This is a genomic window from Brevundimonas sp. EU05-FHT14B07 (genome assembly GCF_058790795.1).
The window spans coordinates 456,900-474,696 of record NZ_JBYTCZ010000003.1 but is presented as its reverse complement, the minus strand read 5'-3'; the positions used below and the strand labels follow the sequence as shown (position 1 = coordinate 474,696).

The window sequence follows — 17,797 nt, the reverse complement described above, 5'->3', positions numbered from 1 at the left end:
CTTGAGCCTGGCTCAAGCCGCCGTTTCGCGTTTGGCGGCGTAGGGATCGTAGTTGAGGATGGGCGCCAGCCAGCGCTCAGCCGTGGCGACGTCCCAGCTTTTGCGGCGGGCGTAGTCTTCGACCTGGTCCAGATCGATCTTGCCGACACCGAAATAGTGGCTGCCCGGATGGCCGAAATAGAGGCCCGAGACCGAGGCCGGCGGCGTCATGGCGAAGCTTTCGGTCAGGGCCATGCCGGCGTGGTCTTCGGCCTGTAGCAGGCGGAAGAGGGTGGCCTTTTCCGTGTGGTCGGGCTGGGCCGGATAGCCCGGGGCAGGGCGGATGCCCTGATACTGTTCGGCGATTAGCGCGTCGATGTCGGTCGTCTCGTCGGCGGCATAGCCCCACAGGGTGGTGCGAACTTCCTTGTGCAGCCGTTCGGCGAAGGCCTCGGCCAGGCGGTCGGCCAAGGCTGTGGCGAGGATGGCGGAATAATCGTCGCCGACGTCCTTAAATCGTTTGGCGATCTCCAACTCGCCGTGGCCGGCGGTAACGGCGAAGGCGCCGATATAGTCGTCGCTCTCCTCGGCGATGAAGTCCGATAGAGCCAGGTTCGGCTTGCCGTTCGACTTCTTGATCTGCTGGCGCAGGGTGTGGAAGCGGGCGATCTCCGCGTCGCGGCCTTCGTCGGCGAAGACGATGACATCGTCGCCGTCGGCGCGGGCCGGCCAGAAGCCGACGACGCCTTTGGCCGTGAACCACTTCTCGTCGATGATCCGCTTCAGCATGACCTGAGCGTCGGCGAACAGGTCACGCGCGGCCTCGCCGACGATCTCGTCGTCCAGGATCAGCGGATAGCGGCCGATCAGCTCCCAGCTGGCGAAGAAGGGCGTCCAGTCGATGTGGTCGGCCAGATCCTGCAGGTCCCAGGCGTCGAACGCCTTCACGCCGAGGAAGGACGGCTTGCCGGGCATGGGCTGTGCGGGGTCAATGCGGAAGCGATTCTCGCGCGCCTGGGCCAGGGTGGCGCGGGCTTTCACCTCCTGGCCGCGGGCGTATTGCTCGCGGATGCGGATGTATTCGTCGCGGGTGGCGGCCTCGTTCTTCGCGCGGTCTGTCTTGGACAACAGGCCCGAAACGACGCTGACGGCGCGCGATGCGTCGACGACATAGGTGGTCGAGCCCCGGCGATAGGCCGGCTCGATCTTGACCGCCGTATGGGTGCGGCTGGTGGTGGCGCCCCCGATCAGCAGGGGGATGTCGAAGCCACGCCGCTCCATCTCGGCTCCGACGAAGACCATTTCGTCCAGGGACGGCGTGATCAGGCCCGACAGGCCGATGATGTCCACCTTGTGCTCGACAGCGGCGTCCAGGATCCGGTCGGCCGGGACCATGACGCCTAGGTCGATGACCTCGTAATTGTTACATTGCAGCACGACGCCGACGATATTCTTGCCGATGTCGTGGACGTCGCCCTTGACGGTGGCCATCAGGATGCGGCCCGCCTGCTCGCGCGGCTTGCCGGCCTTTTCGGCCTCCATGAAGGGTTCCAGCCAGGCGACGGCCTGTTTCATCACACGGGCGGACTTCACCACCTGCGGCAGGAACATCTTGCCCGAGCCGAACAGGTCGCCGACCACGTTCATCCCGTCCATCAGCGGGCCTTCGATCACGTGCAGCGGGCGCTCGGACGCCAGGCGCGCCTCTTCGGTGTCGGCCTCGATGAACTCCGTGATGCCGTTGACCAGGGCGTGCTCGATCCGCTTGCCGACCGGTTGGTCGCGCCATTTCAAATCGACGACGCGGGCCTGGCCCTTCTCGCCCTTGTAACGGGGCGCCATGTCGACCAGACGCTCGGTGTTCGAAACATTGGTCCGCTGCGGCCGGTTCAGGATCACATCCTCGACCGCCTCGCGCAGTTCGGCGTCGATGTCGTCATAGACCGGCAGGTCGCCGGCGTTGACGATGCCCATGTCCATGCCGGCGTTGATGGCGTGGTACAGGAAGACACTGTGGATCGCCCGGCGCACCGGCTCGTTGCCGCGGAAGCTGAACGAGACGTTCGACACCCCGCCCGAAATGCGGGCGTAGGGCAGGGTGCGTTTGATCTCCCGCGTCGCCTCGATAAAATCGACGGCGTAGTTGTCGTGCTCCTCGATCCCCGTCGCCACGGCGAAGATGTTGGGGTCGAAGATGATATCCTCGGGCGGGAAGCCGACCTCGTTGACCAGGATGTTGTAGGCGCGGGTGCAGATTTCGATCTTGCGGGCGGCGGTGTCGGCCTGGCCCACCTCGTCGAAGGCCATGACCACGACGGCGGCGCCGTAGCGCAGGCATTTGGTGGCATGGTCGCGGAAGGCCTGTTCGCCCTCCTTCATGCTGATCGAATTGACGATGGGCTTGCCCTGAACGCACTTCAGGCCCGCCTCGATCACCTCCCATTTGGAGCTGTCGATCATCACCGGCACGCGGGCGATGTCGGGTTCGGCCGCGATCAGGTTCAGGAAGGTCCGCATGGCGACGACGCCGTCCAGCAGGCCTTCGTCCATATTGACGTCGATGATCTGGGCGCCAGCCTCGACCTGCTGGCGGGCGACGTCCAAGGCGGCCGAATAGTCGCCCTCGACCACCAGCTTGCGGAATTTGGCCGAGCCGGTGACGTTGGTCCGCTCGCCGACATTGATGAAGGTGGGACGCATCAGAATGTAGGGCCCTTAATCGAAAGCAATTTGCGGCGGTGCCAAGCGCTTTTCTTGATGGACCGCGCGCGTCGGCAGGACCGAATCGAAACTGCCGTTGATGTCATCGCTTCACGTACGCCGCGACTGTTGAGAAACAGCCAAGACCGAACTGGATATCCATTTGGGCCTGCAATGGATACGCCGCGTCCAGCCATTATTGAGTCGCAGGCCGCTAGAAGCCGATTTACATCTTTCTCACTCTGTAGAATCTCATAGCTCCAACCGACATCCAACTCGGTGCGAAGCTCAAAGCTGCCAATCGCAACTTCAACTAATGAGAAGTCCTCGCCCGATCCCAGCCGAAATAGGATCGCTTTTTCTGATTCATGGTCGATAGAGCATTGAGGATTCTCACGGGAGAACTGCCGCAACTGCTCGCGGAGGCTGCGGAAAGCAGCGACTTCTGCAATCTTGCTCACGCCACCATCTCGAACGGTTCCAGCCCCGACAGACGCAAGGCCACCGGCCGTGCCGGGATCACGCGCGGCTTCAGCGGCGCGACCTCTTCGGCGACGTGCCTGATATGATCCGGCGTTGTGCCGCAGCAGCCGCCGACGATGTTGACCAGGCCTGAGGCGGCCCATTCCTCGATGAAGTGGGCGGTCTCGTGCGGTTCCTCGTCGTAGTGGCCCATGGCGTTGGGCAGGCCGGCGTTGGGGTAGGCGGCGACCAGGGTGTCGGCGACGCGGCTCAGCTCGGCGATGAAGGGTCGCATCAGGTCGGCGCCCAGGGCGCAGTTGAAGCCGACGGCGAAGGGTTTGGCGTGGCGCACGCTGTTCCAGAAGGCTTCCGCCGTCTGGCCCGACAGGGTGCGGCCCGAGCGGTCGGTGATGGTGCCCGAAATCCAGATGGGCAGGGCGTCCATGCCCTCGTCCTCCAGGTCCTTGATCGCCTTGATCGCGGCCTTGCAGTTCAGCGTGTCGGTGATGGTCTCGATCAGATAGAGATCGACCCCGCCCTCGTTCAGCGCCTTCACCTGATGGCGATAGGCCTCATAGACCTGGTTGAAGGTCACGCTGCGGGCGCCGGGGTCGTTCACGTCGGACGACATCGACAGCATCTTGTTCAGCGGACCGATCGAGCCGGCGGCGAAGCGCGGCTTGTGCGGCTCTTTTTCCGTCCAGCGATCGGCCGAGGCGCGGGCCAGTTTGGCGCCTTCCAGATTGATATCCCACACCGCCTGGGCGTCCAGGGCGTAGTCTTCCTGGGCGATCGTGGTGCCGGAGAAGGTGTTGGTCTCGCTGATGTCGGCGCCGGCGCCGAAATACTGGTCGTGCAGGTCGGCGATGACGTCGGGGCGGGTGATGCAGAGGATGTCGTTGTTCCCCTTCATCTGATCCTTCTCGTCATATCCGTTGGCGGCGACGAAGCGGTCAGCGCGGAAGTCGGCCTCGTCCAGGTCGCGACGCTGGATCATCACGCCCCAGCTGCCGTCGAGGACCAGGATCCGGTCCTTGGCCGCCTGATGCAGGGCCGCGATGCGTTCGGCGCGGGTCAGGGGAGAGGTCATTACGCCACGGCCTTGGTTTCACGCACGCCCAGCACGCGGCAGATCGCATAGACCAGATCGGCGCGGTTCAGGGTGTAGAAGTGGAAGTCCGAGAAGCCCTCTTCCTGCAGACGTGCGCACGTCTCGGCGGCGACCGAGGCGGCCAGCAGTTTGCGGGTTTCGGGATCGTCGTCCAGGCCTTCGAAATGCGCCTTCAGCCAGTCAGGAATGCTGGCGCCGCACGCGTCGCACATCCGCTGAAGACCGACGAAGTTGGACACCGGCATGACGCCGGGGATCAGGGGGATGGTGACGCCCGCCGCCCGCACCCGGTCGCGGAACCGCAGGAAGGAGTCGATGTCGAAGAAGAACTGGCTGACGGCGCGGGTCGCGCCGGCGTCGACCTTGGTCTTCAGCACCTCGATGTCGTGATCGATGGAGGGGCTTTCGGGATGGCGTTCGGGATAGGCGCCGACCGTGACGTCGAAGCCGCCGATGCGGCTGATGGCGGCGGTCAGCTCGGTGGCGTTGGCATAGCCGTCGGCGCGCGGCTGATAGACGCCGCCGATGCCAGCGCCACCCGGTGGATCGCCGCGCAGGGCCACGATGTGATCGACGCCGATCGCCTTGTAGCCTTCGATGACCTCGTCGACCTCGTCACGGCTGGCCTCGACGCAGGTCAGGTGGGCGGCGGGGCGGAGCGAAGTTTCCGTGATGATGCGCTGGACTGTGCGGTGGGTCCGCTCGCGGGTCGAACCGCCGGCGCCGTAGGTGACGGACACGAAGGCGGGGTTCAGCGGCTCCAGACGGCGGATCGCCTTCCACAGATTGGCCTCGGCCTCATCGGTCTTGGGCGGAAAGAATTCGAACGAGACGCGCACGGCGTCGCGGTTCGATCCGGCGCGGGCCACCGGGCCAAGCGGCGACAGCAGCAGGGCGCGAGCGTCGGCCAAATTGAGGGAGGCGGAGGAGGCCATCAGGCGGTCTTTCTGTCCTGGACGCGGCGTTCCGCCGTCCAGATGGTCACGGTCAGGCCCTCGGCATCGTGGGGCAGGGCGATGGGGGAAGATGGCGTTAGGCCGCCGTCAACCAGCCAGCCGTTGATCTCGCTGTCGGCGAATCCTAGCCGGCGATGCTGATGCGCCTCGCGCATATGTTCGAAGTCGTGCGGAGCGAAGTCGATGATGACCAGGCGGCCGCCCGGACTGACCAGGCGGGCGGCCTCGGCGACGGCGGCCGACGGATCGGACAAGTAGTGCAGCACCTGATGCACGATCACCAGATCGGCGCTGGCGGCCGGCAGGCGGGTGGCGAAGATGTCGCCGTGGCGCAGTTCGACCTGCTCCACTCCCGCCTTGGTGACGTTGGTGCGGGCGATGTTCAGCATGTTCTGGCTGAGGTCCAGCCCGACCGACATCTTGGCTTTCTTGCCGAACAGGGTCAGCATCCGGCCAGAACCGGTGCCCAGATCGACGACCCGTTCGAAGGGGCCGGGCCCCACAGCCTTTTCCAGCGCCGCCTCGACAGCGCTCTCGCTGACATAGAGCGAACGCAAACGGTCCCACTGGGGCGCGACCTGTTCGAAATAGCTGGCGGCGGCTTCCTCGCGGTCCTTGCGGACCTCGTCCAGACGGCGATGGTCGGCCTCGCCGGCGTCCTCGGCCAAGATGTCCAGCACGGTGTCGATCAGCCGGCGCGCCTGGGCGTCGTGCGACAGGCGGTAATAGACGCGCGCGCCGTCGGGAAAGCGTTCGATCAGACCGGCGTCGGTCATCAGCTTTAGATGGCGCGACACCCGGGGTTGGCTCTGGTCCAGAATGCGCGACATCTCCATGACCGACAGCTCTTCGCCCGCCAGCAGCGACAGAACGCGCAAACGGGTGGGTTCGCCGGCGGCGCGGAGGGCTTCGACAGTCTGATCGGCGGACAAGCTCATATGCTCATATAAAGATATCCTTATATGATTTGGCAAGTGAAATCGGTTTCTTGGAAACGCGTCGACGGGAATGGTTCGTGCGCGCGTTAAAGCCCACAGACCCGTCTTGGAGTGATCTCATGCGTAGCCTGTTCATCGCCGCCCTTGCTCTCGCCGCCGCCGGTCCGGCGTTGGCCCAGAGCGACTTTCCCGAGACGCCCATGCCTCAAATGTCTGGGCCTGAAATGTCAGGGCGGCCTATGGGCGGACAGATGCGGCCGCCGGAGCGCGAAAACCTGGCCCAGATGCAGGCGCGCATGACTCAGATCTTCAACCGTCTGGACGCCAATGAAGACGGCGTGGTCGATGCCAGCGAACTGGCCAATGCACGCGGCGGTCGTATGCTGGCGCGCTTCGACGCCGATGCGGACGGGCGCATTACTCGCGAAGAGTTTGACGTGGGCCTCGCCGCCGCCTTCAAGGCCATGGACAAGAACGGCGACGGCGTGGTGACGGCGGACGAGCGGCCGCAGCGTCCCCGCTGAAGTCAGACGACGGGCGTCTTCAGCGGCTCGCCCGCGAAATGCGCCTGCAGATTTTCGATCAGCAGCATCAGCATGCCCTGCACCCCGGCGGTCGTGGCTCCGGCGGTGTGGGGCGTGAGAATGACATTGGGGACGTCGGCCCAGCGGGCTGGATCTGTCGGCTCCTCGATGAAGACATCCAGGGCTGCTTCACCCAGAGCGCCTGATTTCAGGGCGGCGATCAGGGCGTCCTCGTCCACGACCTGACCGCGCGAGACGTTGACCAGCAGGCCGTCGGGGCCAAGCGCCTCGATGATGTCCTGCGAGATCAGGCCGCGATTGGTCTCGTCCGCCTTGCAGGCGACGACGAGGATGTCGCTGGCCTTGGCGAGCGCCAGCAGGCTGTCGGCGCGTGGCCATTCGGCGTCGTGCGGCCGCGGCCCCCACCAACTGACCGCCATTCGGAAGGCCTCGGCGCGGTCGGCGACGGCCTTGCCGATGTGGCCCAAGCCGACGATGCCCAGCTTCTGGCCCGCGAGCGACGTCGTGATGGTGCGCGTCTCGAAGGTCCAGCCGCCGGCGCGGACCTGACGGTCGCCCGAGGCGATCTGGCGGCGTGCTGCCAGGATCAAGCCCAAGGCGTGATCGGCGACATCCTCGTGATTGACGCCAGGGGCGTGGGTGACGGGCAGACCGCGCTGGCGGCACCAGTCGATGTCGATCCCGTCATAGCCGGAGGTGAAACAGGCCACGAGGTCGAGGTTCGGCAGGCGTTCGATTAGCGCCTTGTCCAGCGGCGCCTCGCCGGCGACGACCATGACGCGGATGTCGTGGGCGGCCTCGATCGGCGGACCTTCCCAGAAGCGATAGACGTCATAGGCGCTCTCCAGAAATCCCGAGAGCGGCGCGAGATGCCGCTGCATGATGAGAACGGCGGGGCGTGGGGTCATGCAGCGGCTCCTCTTGTCAGATCAGGCGATCAGCGCCCGAACTTCTGGTGCTGGATGCGCTTTGGAATGATGCTGTCGGCGCCCAGGCGACGCATCTTGTCCTGTTCGTAGGCTTCGAAGTTTCCTTCGAACCATTCCACATGGCCGTCGCCTTCGAAGGCGAGGATGTGGGTGGCCAGACGGTCAAGGAACCAGCGGTCGTGAGAGATGACCACGGCGCAGCCGGCGAACTCTTCCAGAGCCTCTTCGAGGTTCTGAAGGGTCTCGATGTCCAGGTCGTTGGTCGGTTCGTCGAGCAGGATCAGATTGCCGCCCGAGGCCAGGGTCTTGGCCAGGTGGACGCGGTTGCGCTCACCGCCGGACAGCTGGCCGACCTTCTTCTGCTGGTCGCCGCCCTTGAAGTTGAAGCTGCCGACATAGGCGCGGGTGTTGATCTCGCGCTTGCCGACCATCATCACGTCGGTGCCGCCCGAGATGGCCTGCCAGATGGTTTCGTCCGGCTTCAGGTCGTCACGCGACTGGTCGACATAGGCCAGTTTGACGGTTTCACCGACCTTGATCGTGCCGCCGTCAGGCTGTTCCTGGCCGGTGATCAGCTTGAACATGGTCGACTTGCCGGCGCCGTTCGGGCCGATGACGCCGACGATGCCGTTGGGCGGCAGTTTGAAGGTCAGATTGTCGAACAGCGTCTTGTCGCCATAGGTCTTTTGCAGACCCTCGACTTCCAGAACGACGTTGCCGAGGCGCGGGCCAGGCGGGATTTGGATGTGGGCGTGCGTTTGGGCGCCGCGCATCGATTCCTGTTCCTCGACCATCCGCTCATAGGCGGCCAGACGGGCCTTGGACTTGGCCTGACGGGCCTTAGCGCCCGAACGGACCCATTCCAGTTCGCGAGTGAGGGCGCGCTGGCGGGCTTCGGATTCCGACTGCTCCTGCACGACGCGCTTGGTCTTGGCTTCCAGCCACGAGGAATAGTTGCCCTCGTGCGGGTGGCCCTTGCCGCGATCCAGCTCCAGCGTCCATTTGGTGACGAGGTCCAGGAAGTAGCGGTCGTGGGTCACCAGGATGACGCAACCGGGGAAGTTTTCCAGGTGGTGCTGCAGCCAGGCGACGGATTCGGCGTCCAGGTGGTTGGTCGGTTCGTCAAGCAGCAGCATGTCGGGCTTGGACAGCAACAGGCGGGCCAGGGCCACGCGGCGCTTTTCACCGCCGGACAGGTTGGTGACTTCCCAGTCGTCGGGCGGGCAGCGCAGGGCGCCCATGGCCTGGTCGATGCGGCTGTCGATGTCCCAGACGTCGCCGGCGTCGATCTTCTCCTGAAGGGAGGTCATCTCCTCCATCAGTTCGTCGGTGTAGTTTTCACCCAGTTCAGCGGCGACTTCGTTGAAGCGGTTGACCCACTGCTTCTCTTCGCACCAGGCCTCGACGTTCTGGCGCACGTTCAGGGCCGGATCGAGCTGGGGCTCCTGTTCCAGATAGCCACGCTTGATGCCGTCGGCGGCGCGGGCCTCGCCGTTGAACTCGTTGTCCAGGCCGGCCATGATCTTCAGCAGGGTGGACTTGCCCGAGCCGTTGACGCCGACGACGCCGATCTTGGCGTCGTTGTAGAAGCTGAGCCAGATGTTCTCGAAGATCTTGCGGCCGCCGGGGAAGGTCTTGGTCAGACCCTGCATCTGGAAAATATATTGCTGCGCCATGAGGTGCGGTGCGCCCTTCGGGTTCGTCTGAATGGGGAGTTGCGCCGGATGTAGCGATCCTGCGCGCGAAGGGCAAATGAGGCGAGGGTCGGGCGGAGCCGGCGTCCTTATGCAGTAGGCCCTGGAGCCCTCGGCTTGCCCTCGGGTAAGTCTGGGCTTACGGGTCCGCGCCTTGATCAATGATTCAGGGAGCGGTCGATGACCCTCGCACTTCTGTTTCCGGGACAGGGCAGCCAGGCCGTCGGCATGGGCGCACAACTGGCCGACGCTTTCCAATCCGCCCGCGACGTCTTCGCCGAGGTGGATGAGGCCTTGGGCCAGAAGCTGTCGGTGCTGATGCGCGAAGGGCCCGAGGATCAACTGACCCTGACCGAGAACGCCCAGCCCGCGCTCATGGCGGTGTCCGTGGCGGCGATCCGGGCGTTGAAGACCGAGTTCGGCTTTGACGCGGCGAGCGCGGCCTATGTCGCCGGTCACTCGCTTGGAGAATATTCGGCCCTGGCGGCGGCGGGCGCGATCTCGCTGTCGGATACAGCGCGGCTACTGAAACTGCGCGGCCAGGCGATGCAGCGCGCCGTGCCGGTGGGGCAGGGGGCGATGGCATCGCTGATCGGCCCCAAGACGGATCTAGCGCTGGCGGAAGCAGCGGCGGCGGCCGGTTCGGAAATCGGCGTCTGCGTCGTCGCCAATGACAACAATAACGGCAATATCGTCATCTCAGGCGAGAAGGCCGCAGTGGATCGGGCCATCGAGAAAGCCAAGGAACTGGGAGCGCGCGCGATCCCGCTGAACGTTTCGGCGCCGTTCCACTGCCCGCTGATGCAGCCGGCGGCGGACGAAATGGCTGCGGCCCTGGCGTCGGCGACCATCCTGGCGCCGGTCGTGCCCGTCGTCGCCAACGTCCTGGCGCGGCCCGAGAGCGATCCGGAAGTCATCCGCCGCCTGCTGGTCGAACAGGTCACGGGCCGTGTGCGTTGGCGCGAGAGTATGGAGTGGATGGCGACCGAAGGCGGCGTCACGCGCTTCGTCGAGATCGGCTCGGGCAAGGTGCTGACCGGCATGGCCAAGCGGATCGCGCCGGACGCCGAGGCCTTGCCGCTGAACACGCCGGAAGAGCTGGAAGCCTTCGCCAAGGCGTTGTGAGCCACGCAGGTCGCCATCCTCGGACTTGACCCGAGGATCGGACCGTCCGCACTTCGGCGTCTGAGCGCCATTATCGACATTGGCGCCGCACGGTGCCTGATTCTTGGGTCAAGCCCGAGGATGACGGAAGGAATAGAGGGAACAGATGTTCAATCTTGCAGGCAAGACCGCGCTGGTGACCGGCGCGACGGGCGGAATCGGCGGGGCTGTGGCGCGGGCCCTGCATGCGCAGGGCGCGACCGTGGTGCTGTCGGGCACGCGCGAGGCCGTGCTGGCCGATCTGGCCAAGGAGTTGGGCGAGCGGGCGCATTTCGCCGCGGCGAACCTGTCGGACCCGGAATCGGTCGACAATCTGGTCAACGCAGCCGAAACGGCGGCGGGCGCGCCGCTGGACATCCTGGTCGCCAACGCCGGCATCACCAAGGACGGCCTGCTGATGCGGATGAAGGACGAGGATTTTCAGTCCGTCATCCAGATCAATCTGGAAAGCTATTTCCGCCTGACCCGCGCCGCGGTGAAGGGGATGATGAAGCGCCGTTCGGGCCGAATCATCGGCGTCACCTCGGTCGTCGGCGTGACCGGCAATCCGGGCCAAACGAACTATTCGGCGTCCAAGGCCGGGATGATCGGCTTTTCCAAGTCGCTGGCGCAGGAGGTCGGCTCGCGCGGCATCACCGTCAACTGCATCGCGCCGGGCTTCATCGCCTCGCCGATGACCGACGTGCTGAACGATCAGCAGCGCGAGACCATTCTGGGCCGGATTCCGGCAGGCCGGCTGGGTTCGGGCGACGAGATCGCCGCCGCCGCCGTCTATCTGTCGTCCGACGAAGCCGCCTATGTGACGGGCCAGACCCTGCATGTGAACGGCGGCATGGCGATGATTTAAGGACCGCGGCCCTTATCACGTCGCGCAACAGACTATTTCCAGCCCGAAAGCCTGTGCTAAAGGGTTGAATGCGTCGGCGGTTCGGGCTTTCGGGCTTGCGTCGCCATCGCTGCCGTGAGACGGCGATTTCTGAGCTACCCCCGCCTCTACGGCGATTTCAAACAGGCAGAGAGACACTCATGTCCGACACCCTCGAGCGCGTTCGCAAGATCGTCATCGACCATCTGGACGCCGATCCGGACAAGGTCACCGAAAAGGCCAGCTTCATCGACGACCTGGGCGCCGACTCGCTCGACAACGTCGAGCTGGTGATGGCCTTCGAAGAAGAATTCGACATCGAGATCCCGGATGACGCCGCCGAGCACATCCAGACGGTCGGCGATGCGGTCAAGTTCATCGACGAAAAGTCGGCCGGCTGATCTCAGTCGCCGATCTCGGCCGAACAGGCTGACGGTTCACAGGGCCGCCCGGCGCTCCTAGCGGAGACGCCCGGCGGCCTTTACTGTTTCTGACCCGCGCGAATCCGCAATGATTCCGAAGGGTCGGGCTGGAGATAAGGGAGCACGCACCATGCGCCGCGTCGTCGTTACGGGCATCGGTCTGCTGACCCCCCTGGGTTGGGGCGTCGAGAAGAGCTGGAAGGGCATCGTCGAGGGACGGTCGGGCATCGGCCCGATCACGTCGTTCGACACTACGGGCTATGGCTGCACCATCGCCGGCGAAGTGCCGAGCGTGGATGGACGCGGCGGCGGCGGCGAGGGCGACTTCGATCCCGCGAAGATCATGTCCGCCAAGGACAGGAAGCGCGTGGACGACTTCATCCTGTACGCCATCGCGGCGGCGGACGAAGCTTTGGCCGATGCGAACTGGAAGCCCGAGACGGACGAGGACAAGGAGCGCACCGGCGTGATGGTCGGCTCCGGTATCGGCGGCCTGGGCCCCATCGCCGACACGGCTATCGTGCTGAAGGAACAGGGCGTGCGTCGCGTCAGCCCTTTCTTCATCCCCAGCGCCCTGATCAACCTCGCCGGCGGCCAAATCTCTATCCGTCACGGCCTAAAGGGGCCGAACCATGCGGCGGTGACCGCCTGCGCCACCGGCGCCCACGCCATCGGCGATGCGGCCCGGATGATCGCGCTTGACGACGCGGACGTGATGGTGGCGGGCGGAGCCGAAAGCTCGGTCGTGCCGATCGGCATCGCGGGCTTTCTGGCCTGCAAGGCGCTTTGCACCGCCTATAACGACACGCCTGAGAAGGCGTCGCGTCCCTATGATCGGGGCCATGCGGGCTTCGTCATGGGCGAAGGCGCCGGCATCCTGGTGCTGGAAGAATACGAACACGCCAAGGCGCGCGGGGCCAAAATCTATGCCGAGGTGGTGGGCTATGGCATGAGCGGCGACGCCTATCACATCACCGCCCCGTCCGAGGACGGCGAAGGCGGCGTGCGGGCCATGAAGGCGGCGCTGAAACGGGCCGGTCTGCAGCCGTCGGACCTGGACTATGTCAACGCCCACGGCACCTCGACCATGGCCGACTGGATCGAGCTGAAGGGGATCGAGGGGCTGGTCGGGGATCATGCACAGAACCTGACCGTCTCTTCGACCAAGTCGATGACCGGACACCTGCTGGGCGCGGCGGGCGCCATCGAGGCGGCCTTCTGCGTGCTGGCGATCCGCGATCAGATCGCGCCGCCGACGATCAATCTGGACGATCCCGAGATGGAGACGCCCATCGACCTGGTCCCCAACAAGGCCAAGCCGATGAAGATCGATGTGGCCATGTCCAACAGCTTCGGCTTCGGAGGCACCAACGCCTCGGTGATCTTCAAGAAGGTCGACTGAGATGTTCGGGCGCGGGCGGGTCGAGAAATCCAGCGGGCGGTCGGGTTTTACGGTCTCGCTGCTGACCGCGTCCGCGACCTTCGGCCTGTTCCTGCTGGTGGCGCTGATCGCCGTCTGGGCGGTCTATTATGCGCCGGGACCGTCCGCGCGGCAGGGTCAGACGACGGTCGTCACCCTGCCCAGCGGTTCCGGCGTCTCGGCCATCGCCGCGCGGATGAAGGCGGCGGGGGTGATCCGTTCGACGGACCTCTTCCGTGCGGCGGCGACCCTGACCGGCGCGGATCGGCGGTTAAGGGCCGGCGAATACGAGGTGCCGTCCGGCACGTCCCTGGCCGGGGTGCTGAACCTGTTGGTCGAGGGGCGGGTGGTGCGCCATTTCGTGACCCTGCCTGAGGGTTGGTCGTCGTTGCAGGCGGTGGACATCCTGAATAAGGAAGCCGTGCTGACCGGGACGGTCGCCAAGACGCCCGAGGAAGGAAGCCTCTGGCCCGACACCTATGAAGTTTCGCGCGGCGACACTCGCCAGTCGGTGATCGACCGGATGCAGCGCGCGGCGACCGAGAACCTGCGACTGCTGTGGAGCCAGAGGTCGCCCGCGACCGTGGCGCGCACGCCGGAGGAGGCGGTGATCCTTGCCTCCATCGTGGAGAAGGAGACAGCGCTGGCGGCTGAGCGGCCGCGTGTCGCGGCGGTGTTCTCTAATCGTCTGCGGGCAGGGATGCGGCTGGAGAGCGATCCGACCATCGTCTATGGCGTGACCAAGGGCAGGCCTTTGGGGCGCGGCATCCGGCGCTCGGAGCTGCTGGCGCCGACGCCGTGGAACACCTACCAGATTAACGGGCTGCCGCCGACGCCGATCGCCAATCCGGGCAAGGAAGCCGTCAAGGCCGTGTTGAACCCGCCGGCCGATCCGGCTCTTTTCTTCGTGGCGGATGGCTCCGGCGGACACGCCTTCGCCCTGACCTATGACGAGCATCTGCAAAACGTCGCGCGGTGGCGTCAGATCGAGCGCCAAAAGGCGGGCCTGCCGCCAGAGGCCACGCCGCCCGCAACGCCGGGAACCAGTGCGGCGCCGATGACGACCGAACCCGCCGCCGCGCCTGTCGGGAACGGTCAGGCGACGATTACCCTTCCGGCCGGCGCGACGCAGGAGCCTCGATGAGCACGCTTTCTGGCATGACCGGCTTCGGCCGGGCCGACGGGGCCGGCGAAGGCTGGACCTGGTCGGTCGAGGCGCGCTCGGTCAACGGGCGCAATCTGGAAATCCGGTTCCGAGGCCCGAACGGCTTCGATGCGTTGGAACGTGCGGCCAAGGCGGCCGGCCAGGCGCGATTCGCGCGGGGCCAGGTCACCATCGGCGTTCAGGCCAAGCGGGCCGAGGCCAGCACGGCGGCGGTCACGATCAACGCCGCCGTGCTGGCGCGCTATCTAACTTTGGCCAATGAGTTGGCCGAGGACGGCGCAACGCCGCCGTCCGCCGACGGCCTGCTAGCCCTGCGCGGCGTAATCGAGGCGCCCGAAGAAGCGGACGATCCCGAGGCGCGGGCGGCGGTCGAGGAAGCCATGACCCGCACCGTCGAAGAGGCGCTGGATGCGCTGAAGGCGTCACGCCAGAACGAGGGCGCGCAACTGACGCCGGTGCTGGACGAATTCATCGCTCGGATCGAGGCGCTGGTCGCCCAGGCGGAAGGTGAGGCGGCCGCGCAGGTCGAAGCTATTCGCGATCGCTTCACCCGTCGAATCTCCGAACTGGCGCCCGATGCGCCGGGGCTTGAGGATCGGATCTTCCTGGAAGCGGCCGCCCTTGCGACCAAGGCCGACGTGCGCGAGGAGCTGGATCGGCTGACCGCCCACGTCGACTCGGCCCGCCAGCTTGTGGCGTCGGCGCCCGCCGGGCGGAAACTCGACTTTCTGATGCAAGAATTCATGCGTGAGGCCAACACGCTGTGCTCGAAATCCGCTACGACCGCGCTCACCGGAATCGGCCTGGAGCTCAAGGCCGTCATCGAACAGTTGCGTGAGCAGGTCCAGAATGTCGAATGAACGCAGCCCCCGCCGGGGCGTCCTCCTGATCGTCGCCAGTCCTTCGGGCGCCGGCAAGACCTCGCTGTGCCGGCGGTTGATGGCCGATCACGGCGGTCTGGAGCTGTCGGTCTCAATGACCACGCGCGGCATCCGGCCGGGCGAGGTGCATGGGCGCGACTACAACTTCGTCGGCCATGACGAGTTTCAGCGCCTGATCGACGAAGACGCCTTCCTGGAATGGGCGGACGTCCACGGCAATCGCTACGGCAGCCCGCGCGGGCCGGTGGACAAGGCGCTGGCCGAGGGACGCGACGTCCTGTTCGACATCGACTGGCAGGGTGCGCGGGATGTGGCTGAGAAATGCCCAGAGGACGCGGTGCGCGTCTTCATCCTGCCGCCTAGCCTGGAAGAGCTGCGTCGCCGTCTCGTCACCCGCTCACAGGACGCCGACGACGTGATCGAGCGCCGTGTGGCCAACGCCAAGGGCGAGATCGAACACTGCGACGCCTTCGACTATGTGCTGGTGAACGAGGATTTCGACCGGTCCTACGCTGAACTGGCCCACATCTATCACGCCGAGCGTTCGCGTCGGTTCAGGAACCTGTGGGTCGGCGACTACAAGGCCGCCCTTCTGAACGAAGTCGTCTGAAAAAAAACAGCGCCACAGGCCGTGGGGACCTGCGGCGCTGTGGGGTACTCAACGCTACGCTACTGATGCTGTTTTGCCGCCCAGAAGATTTCGGACGGTAAACGCGGCCATAGGGAATGTCCCGTAGCCGCCCAACGGCTCAGGTTTACGTCCTGTTCGCCCTCTTGACCTAACGTCAGGTGGTGAACGGGGGTATCATGGGCTTTCTTCATTCGATCGCGCCTCTCTTGGCCAGCAGCGCCAAGGAGAGGGTCAGGCAGGTCCCGGTCAGGCTTTTGCTGGCCGCCTTGGTCGGTTGGGCCATGAACGAAGCTGGGATGCTGCGATGGGTCCCGCTGTGGCTGGCGGTCGCGGTTCTGGTTCAGGCGTTCGAACTGTGGGCTATGGCGCCGTTCAGACGCGCCGAAGCGTCGCAGAGCCCGCTGTCCGCGTTCGTCGCTCTGGCGTCCACCACCGTGATGGCGACGACCTATGCCGCGATGGCCCTGATGGTCTGGTCCACCAATCACCCAGCGCTTGTGACGCTCGCCGCCCTGACGATGGCGGGCGGGCTATTGACCAATGTCGCGTCCGGCATCGCCTCGCGCCGGATCTTCTTCATCGGCGGCAGCCCTTATCTGGCGGCGCTGGCCTTGATGCCGGCGATCAAGGTGATCCAGGGCGATATCCGCGGGGTCGTGGTCATGACCCTGTCCGCCATCCTGTTCGTCGGCATGGTGCTGAACATCTATTGGCGCGTGCACGGATCACGCGAAGCCGAGGTGAAATCCCGGGCGGAAGCGGAAACGCGGCTGGAGCAGGCGCAGGCGGCCATGGCCGATCGTGCGGCGATGGCGGCGATCGTCAGCCACGAACTGCGTACGCCCGTCAGCGCCATCCTGGCCGGCGCCCATGTCATTCGCGACGGCAAGTCGTCGGAACACCGCCAGGAGACGGCCGACCTGATCATCGACGCCGGACGATTGATGACCGGCATGCTGAACGATCTGCTGGACCACTCCAAGATGGAGGCCGGGGCGATGGCGATGGAAAGCCGCGACTTCGAGCTGGGCGATTTGATGCGCGATACGGTGCGGTTCTGGGCGGCGCCGGCGGCGGACAAGGGACTGACGCTGGACATGTCGGGTGTGGACAGCGAGGCGGTGTGGCTGCGCGGAGACCCGTATCGTCTGCGCCAGATCATCAACAATCTGGTGTCCAATGCGATCAAGTTCACACCGTCAGGCGTGATCCGTCTTGAGGCGTCCGCGCCGCGTGGCGACGGGAAGCACTGTCTGACCCTGACCGTCATCGACCAGGGCGCCGGCATTGCGCCAGACGCGATGAACCGGCTGTTCACCCCCTTCGCACAGGGGTCGGCCGAGGTGGCGCGCACCTATGGCGGGACGGGCTTGGGCCTGACCGTCAGTCGGGAACTGGCGCGGTTGATGGGCGGCGACCTGACAGTCGAGAGCACGCCGGGGCAGGGCGCGGCCTTCACCCTATGTGTCGATCTGCCAGCGGGTCAGCCGACGCAGGCTTTGGACGGGCAGGAGACGGCGGCGCCCGTTCTGGCCCGGCGGCTTCGCGTCCTGGCCGTGGACGATCACGAGATCAATCGCCGCACGATCTCGCTCGTGCTTCAGCCGCTGGATGTCGATCTGACCACGGCCTCGGACGGCCATCTGGCGCTGGCGCTGTTGTCGGAGAAGGCGTTCGACGTCGTGCTGATGGATGTGAATATGCCGGGCATTGACGGCAACGAAACGACACGGCGCTTGCGCGCGTCTGACGGCCCCAATGCGGACGCCCCGGTGATCGGGTTCAGCGCGGGCACGGAGGTCGAACAGGTGCAGGCCTGCTATGCGGCCGGTATGACGGACTGGTTGGCTAAGCCGCTTGAGCCGAAGAAGCTCTACGACGCCTTGCACCGCGCGACATCGGCTGCAGTTCAGCCCAAGGCGGCTTAGCCCGAGG

16 protein-coding genes are annotated in these 17,797 nt (G+C 65.6%); 9 read left to right on the top strand and 7 right to left on the bottom strand.

Annotation, left to right across the window (positions count from 1 at the left end):
• Positions 1–12 precede the first annotated feature (12 nt).
• From metH to AC3WRC_RS10230, 5 genes are read right to left on the bottom strand one after another with little or no spacing between them, the layout of a single operon-like run.
• Positions 13–2,679 (bottom strand): methionine synthase, encoded by a 2,667-nt coding sequence (gene metH, locus AC3WRC_RS10250; protein WP_492303769.1) that lies wholly within the window; start codon positions 2,677–2,679, stop codon positions 13–15.
• On the bottom strand, positions 2,679–3,140 hold the full coding sequence (locus AC3WRC_RS10245) for a hypothetical protein (protein ID WP_492303768.1): 462 nt from the start codon (positions 3,138–3,140) through the stop codon (positions 2,679–2,681). Before AC3WRC_RS10245 ends, metH begins: the two co-directional genes overlap by 1 nt.
• Positions 3,137–4,231, bottom strand: a complete 1,095-nt coding sequence (locus AC3WRC_RS10240; RefSeq protein WP_492303767.1) for a homocysteine S-methyltransferase family protein — start codon at positions 4,229–4,231, stop codon at positions 3,137–3,139. The genes AC3WRC_RS10245 and AC3WRC_RS10240 overlap by 4 nt, the downstream gene beginning before the upstream one ends.
• Positions 4,231–5,187: a methylenetetrahydrofolate reductase [NAD(P)H] gene (gene metF, locus AC3WRC_RS10235; protein WP_492303766.1), complete on the bottom strand. Its 957-nt coding sequence runs from the start codon at positions 5,185–5,187 to the stop codon at positions 4,231–4,233. Before metF ends, AC3WRC_RS10240 begins: the two co-directional genes overlap by 1 nt.
• Positions 5,187–6,146 (bottom strand): ArsR/SmtB family transcription factor, encoded by a 960-nt coding sequence (locus tag AC3WRC_RS10230; RefSeq protein ID WP_492303765.1) that lies wholly within the window; start codon positions 6,144–6,146, stop codon positions 5,187–5,189. The genes metF and AC3WRC_RS10230 overlap by 1 nt, the downstream gene beginning before the upstream one ends.
• Before the next feature lie 119 nt (positions 6,147–6,265).
• Here AC3WRC_RS10230 and AC3WRC_RS10225 point away from each other — a divergent pair, with 119 nt between their 5' ends.
• The gene (locus tag AC3WRC_RS10225; protein ID WP_492303764.1) at positions 6,266–6,670 is read left to right on the top strand and encodes an EF-hand domain-containing protein; all 405 of its coding nucleotides are present in this window, start codon (positions 6,266–6,268) and stop codon (positions 6,668–6,670) included.
• Positions 6,671–6,672: 2 nt separating this feature from the next.
• Here the strand turns inward: AC3WRC_RS10225 and AC3WRC_RS10220 are convergent, their stop codons facing one another.
• Together AC3WRC_RS10220 and ettA are read right to left on the bottom strand one after the other, a co-directional pair.
• The gene (locus AC3WRC_RS10220) at positions 6,673–7,599 is read right to left on the bottom strand and encodes a 2-hydroxyacid dehydrogenase (protein ID WP_492303763.1); all 927 of its coding nucleotides are present in this window, start codon (positions 7,597–7,599) and stop codon (positions 6,673–6,675) included.
• A gap of 29 nt (positions 7,600–7,628) precedes the next feature.
• Positions 7,629–9,296 (bottom strand): energy-dependent translational throttle protein EttA, encoded by a 1,668-nt coding sequence (gene ettA, locus AC3WRC_RS10215; RefSeq protein WP_055755177.1) that lies wholly within the window; start codon positions 9,294–9,296, stop codon positions 7,629–7,631.
• A 198-nt stretch (positions 9,297–9,494) separates the two neighbouring features.
• Between ettA and fabD the strand changes: the two genes are divergently transcribed.
• The 8 genes from fabD to AC3WRC_RS10175 all read left to right on the top strand — a co-directional run bounded on the left by fabD (position 9,495) and on the right by AC3WRC_RS10175 (position 17,790).
• A complete protein-coding gene (fabD, locus tag AC3WRC_RS10210; protein ID WP_055755178.1) occupies positions 9,495–10,439 on the top strand; it encodes an ACP S-malonyltransferase in 945 nt (314 codons plus the stop codon).
• A 145-nt stretch (positions 10,440–10,584) separates the two neighbouring features.
• Positions 10,585–11,325: a 3-oxoacyl-[acyl-carrier-protein] reductase gene (fabG, locus tag AC3WRC_RS10205; protein WP_055755179.1), complete on the top strand. Its 741-nt coding sequence runs from the start codon at positions 10,585–10,587 to the stop codon at positions 11,323–11,325.
• A 179-nt stretch (positions 11,326–11,504) separates the two neighbouring features.
• Entirely contained in the window at positions 11,505–11,744 is a 240-nt protein-coding gene (locus AC3WRC_RS10200) for an acyl carrier protein (RefSeq protein WP_008264317.1), read from the top strand.
• Between the two features lie 151 nt (positions 11,745–11,895).
• A complete protein-coding gene (gene fabF / locus AC3WRC_RS10195; RefSeq protein ID WP_492303762.1) occupies positions 11,896–13,167 on the top strand; it encodes a beta-ketoacyl-ACP synthase II in 1,272 nt (423 codons plus the stop codon).
• Between the two features lies 1 nt (position 13,168).
• Positions 13,169–14,329 carry an endolytic transglycosylase MltG gene (mltG, locus tag AC3WRC_RS10190; protein ID WP_492303761.1) on the top strand — a complete coding sequence of 387 codons (1,161 nt, stop codon included), beginning with the start codon at positions 13,169–13,171 and terminating at the stop codon, positions 14,327–14,329.
• Positions 14,326–15,210: a YicC/YloC family endoribonuclease gene (locus AC3WRC_RS10185; protein WP_492303760.1), complete on the top strand. Its 885-nt coding sequence runs from the start codon at positions 14,326–14,328 to the stop codon at positions 15,208–15,210. Before mltG ends, AC3WRC_RS10185 begins: the two co-directional genes overlap by 4 nt.
• Entirely contained in the window at positions 15,200–15,841 is a 642-nt protein-coding gene (gmk, locus tag AC3WRC_RS10180; protein ID WP_492303759.1) for a guanylate kinase, read from the top strand. Before AC3WRC_RS10185 ends, gmk begins: the two co-directional genes overlap by 11 nt.
• A gap of 317 nt (positions 15,842–16,158) precedes the next feature.
• Positions 16,159–17,790, top strand: coding sequence for an ATP-binding protein (locus AC3WRC_RS10175; RefSeq protein WP_492303758.1), 1,632 nt, complete (start codon positions 16,159–16,161; stop codon positions 17,788–17,790).
• Positions 17,791–17,797 lie beyond the last annotated feature (7 nt).

Bases quoted from the DNA above. Each gene is read 5' to 3' on its own strand.
- metH (WP_492303769.1), bottom strand. From the start codon at position 2,679: ATGCGTCCCACCTTCATCAATGTCGGCGAGCGGACCAACGTCACCGGC.
- AC3WRC_RS10240 (WP_492303767.1), bottom strand. From the start codon at position 4,231: ATGACCTCTCCCCTGACCCGCGCCGAACGCATCGCGGCCCTGCATCAG.
- metF (WP_492303766.1), bottom strand. From the start codon at position 5,187: ATGGCCTCCTCCGCCTCCCTCAATTTGGCCGACGCTCGCGCCCTGCTG.
- AC3WRC_RS10230 (WP_492303765.1), bottom strand. From the start codon at position 6,146: ATGAGCTTGTCCGCCGATCAGACTGTCGAAGCCCTCCGCGCCGCCGGC.
- AC3WRC_RS10225 (WP_492303764.1), top strand. From the start codon at position 6,266: ATGCGTAGCCTGTTCATCGCCGCCCTTGCTCTCGCCGCCGCCGGTCCG.
- AC3WRC_RS10220 (WP_492303763.1), bottom strand. From the start codon at position 7,599: ATGACCCCACGCCCCGCCGTTCTCATCATGCAGCGGCATCTCGCGCCG.
- ettA (WP_055755177.1), bottom strand. From the start codon at position 9,296: ATGGCGCAGCAATATATTTTCCAGATGCAGGGTCTGACCAAGACCTTC.
- fabD (WP_055755178.1), top strand. From the start codon at position 9,495: ATGACCCTCGCACTTCTGTTTCCGGGACAGGGCAGCCAGGCCGTCGGC.
- fabG (WP_055755179.1), top strand. From the start codon at position 10,585: ATGTTCAATCTTGCAGGCAAGACCGCGCTGGTGACCGGCGCGACGGGC.
- AC3WRC_RS10200 (WP_008264317.1), top strand. From the start codon at position 11,505: ATGTCCGACACCCTCGAGCGCGTTCGCAAGATCGTCATCGACCATCTG.
- fabF (WP_492303762.1), top strand. From the start codon at position 11,896: ATGCGCCGCGTCGTCGTTACGGGCATCGGTCTGCTGACCCCCCTGGGT.
- mltG (WP_492303761.1), top strand. From the start codon at position 13,169: ATGTTCGGGCGCGGGCGGGTCGAGAAATCCAGCGGGCGGTCGGGTTTT.
- AC3WRC_RS10185 (WP_492303760.1), top strand. From the start codon at position 14,326: ATGAGCACGCTTTCTGGCATGACCGGCTTCGGCCGGGCCGACGGGGCC.
- gmk (WP_492303759.1), top strand. From the start codon at position 15,200: ATGTCGAATGAACGCAGCCCCCGCCGGGGCGTCCTCCTGATCGTCGCC.
- AC3WRC_RS10175 (WP_492303758.1), top strand. From the start codon at position 16,159: ATGCTGCGATGGGTCCCGCTGTGGCTGGCGGTCGCGGTTCTGGTTCAG.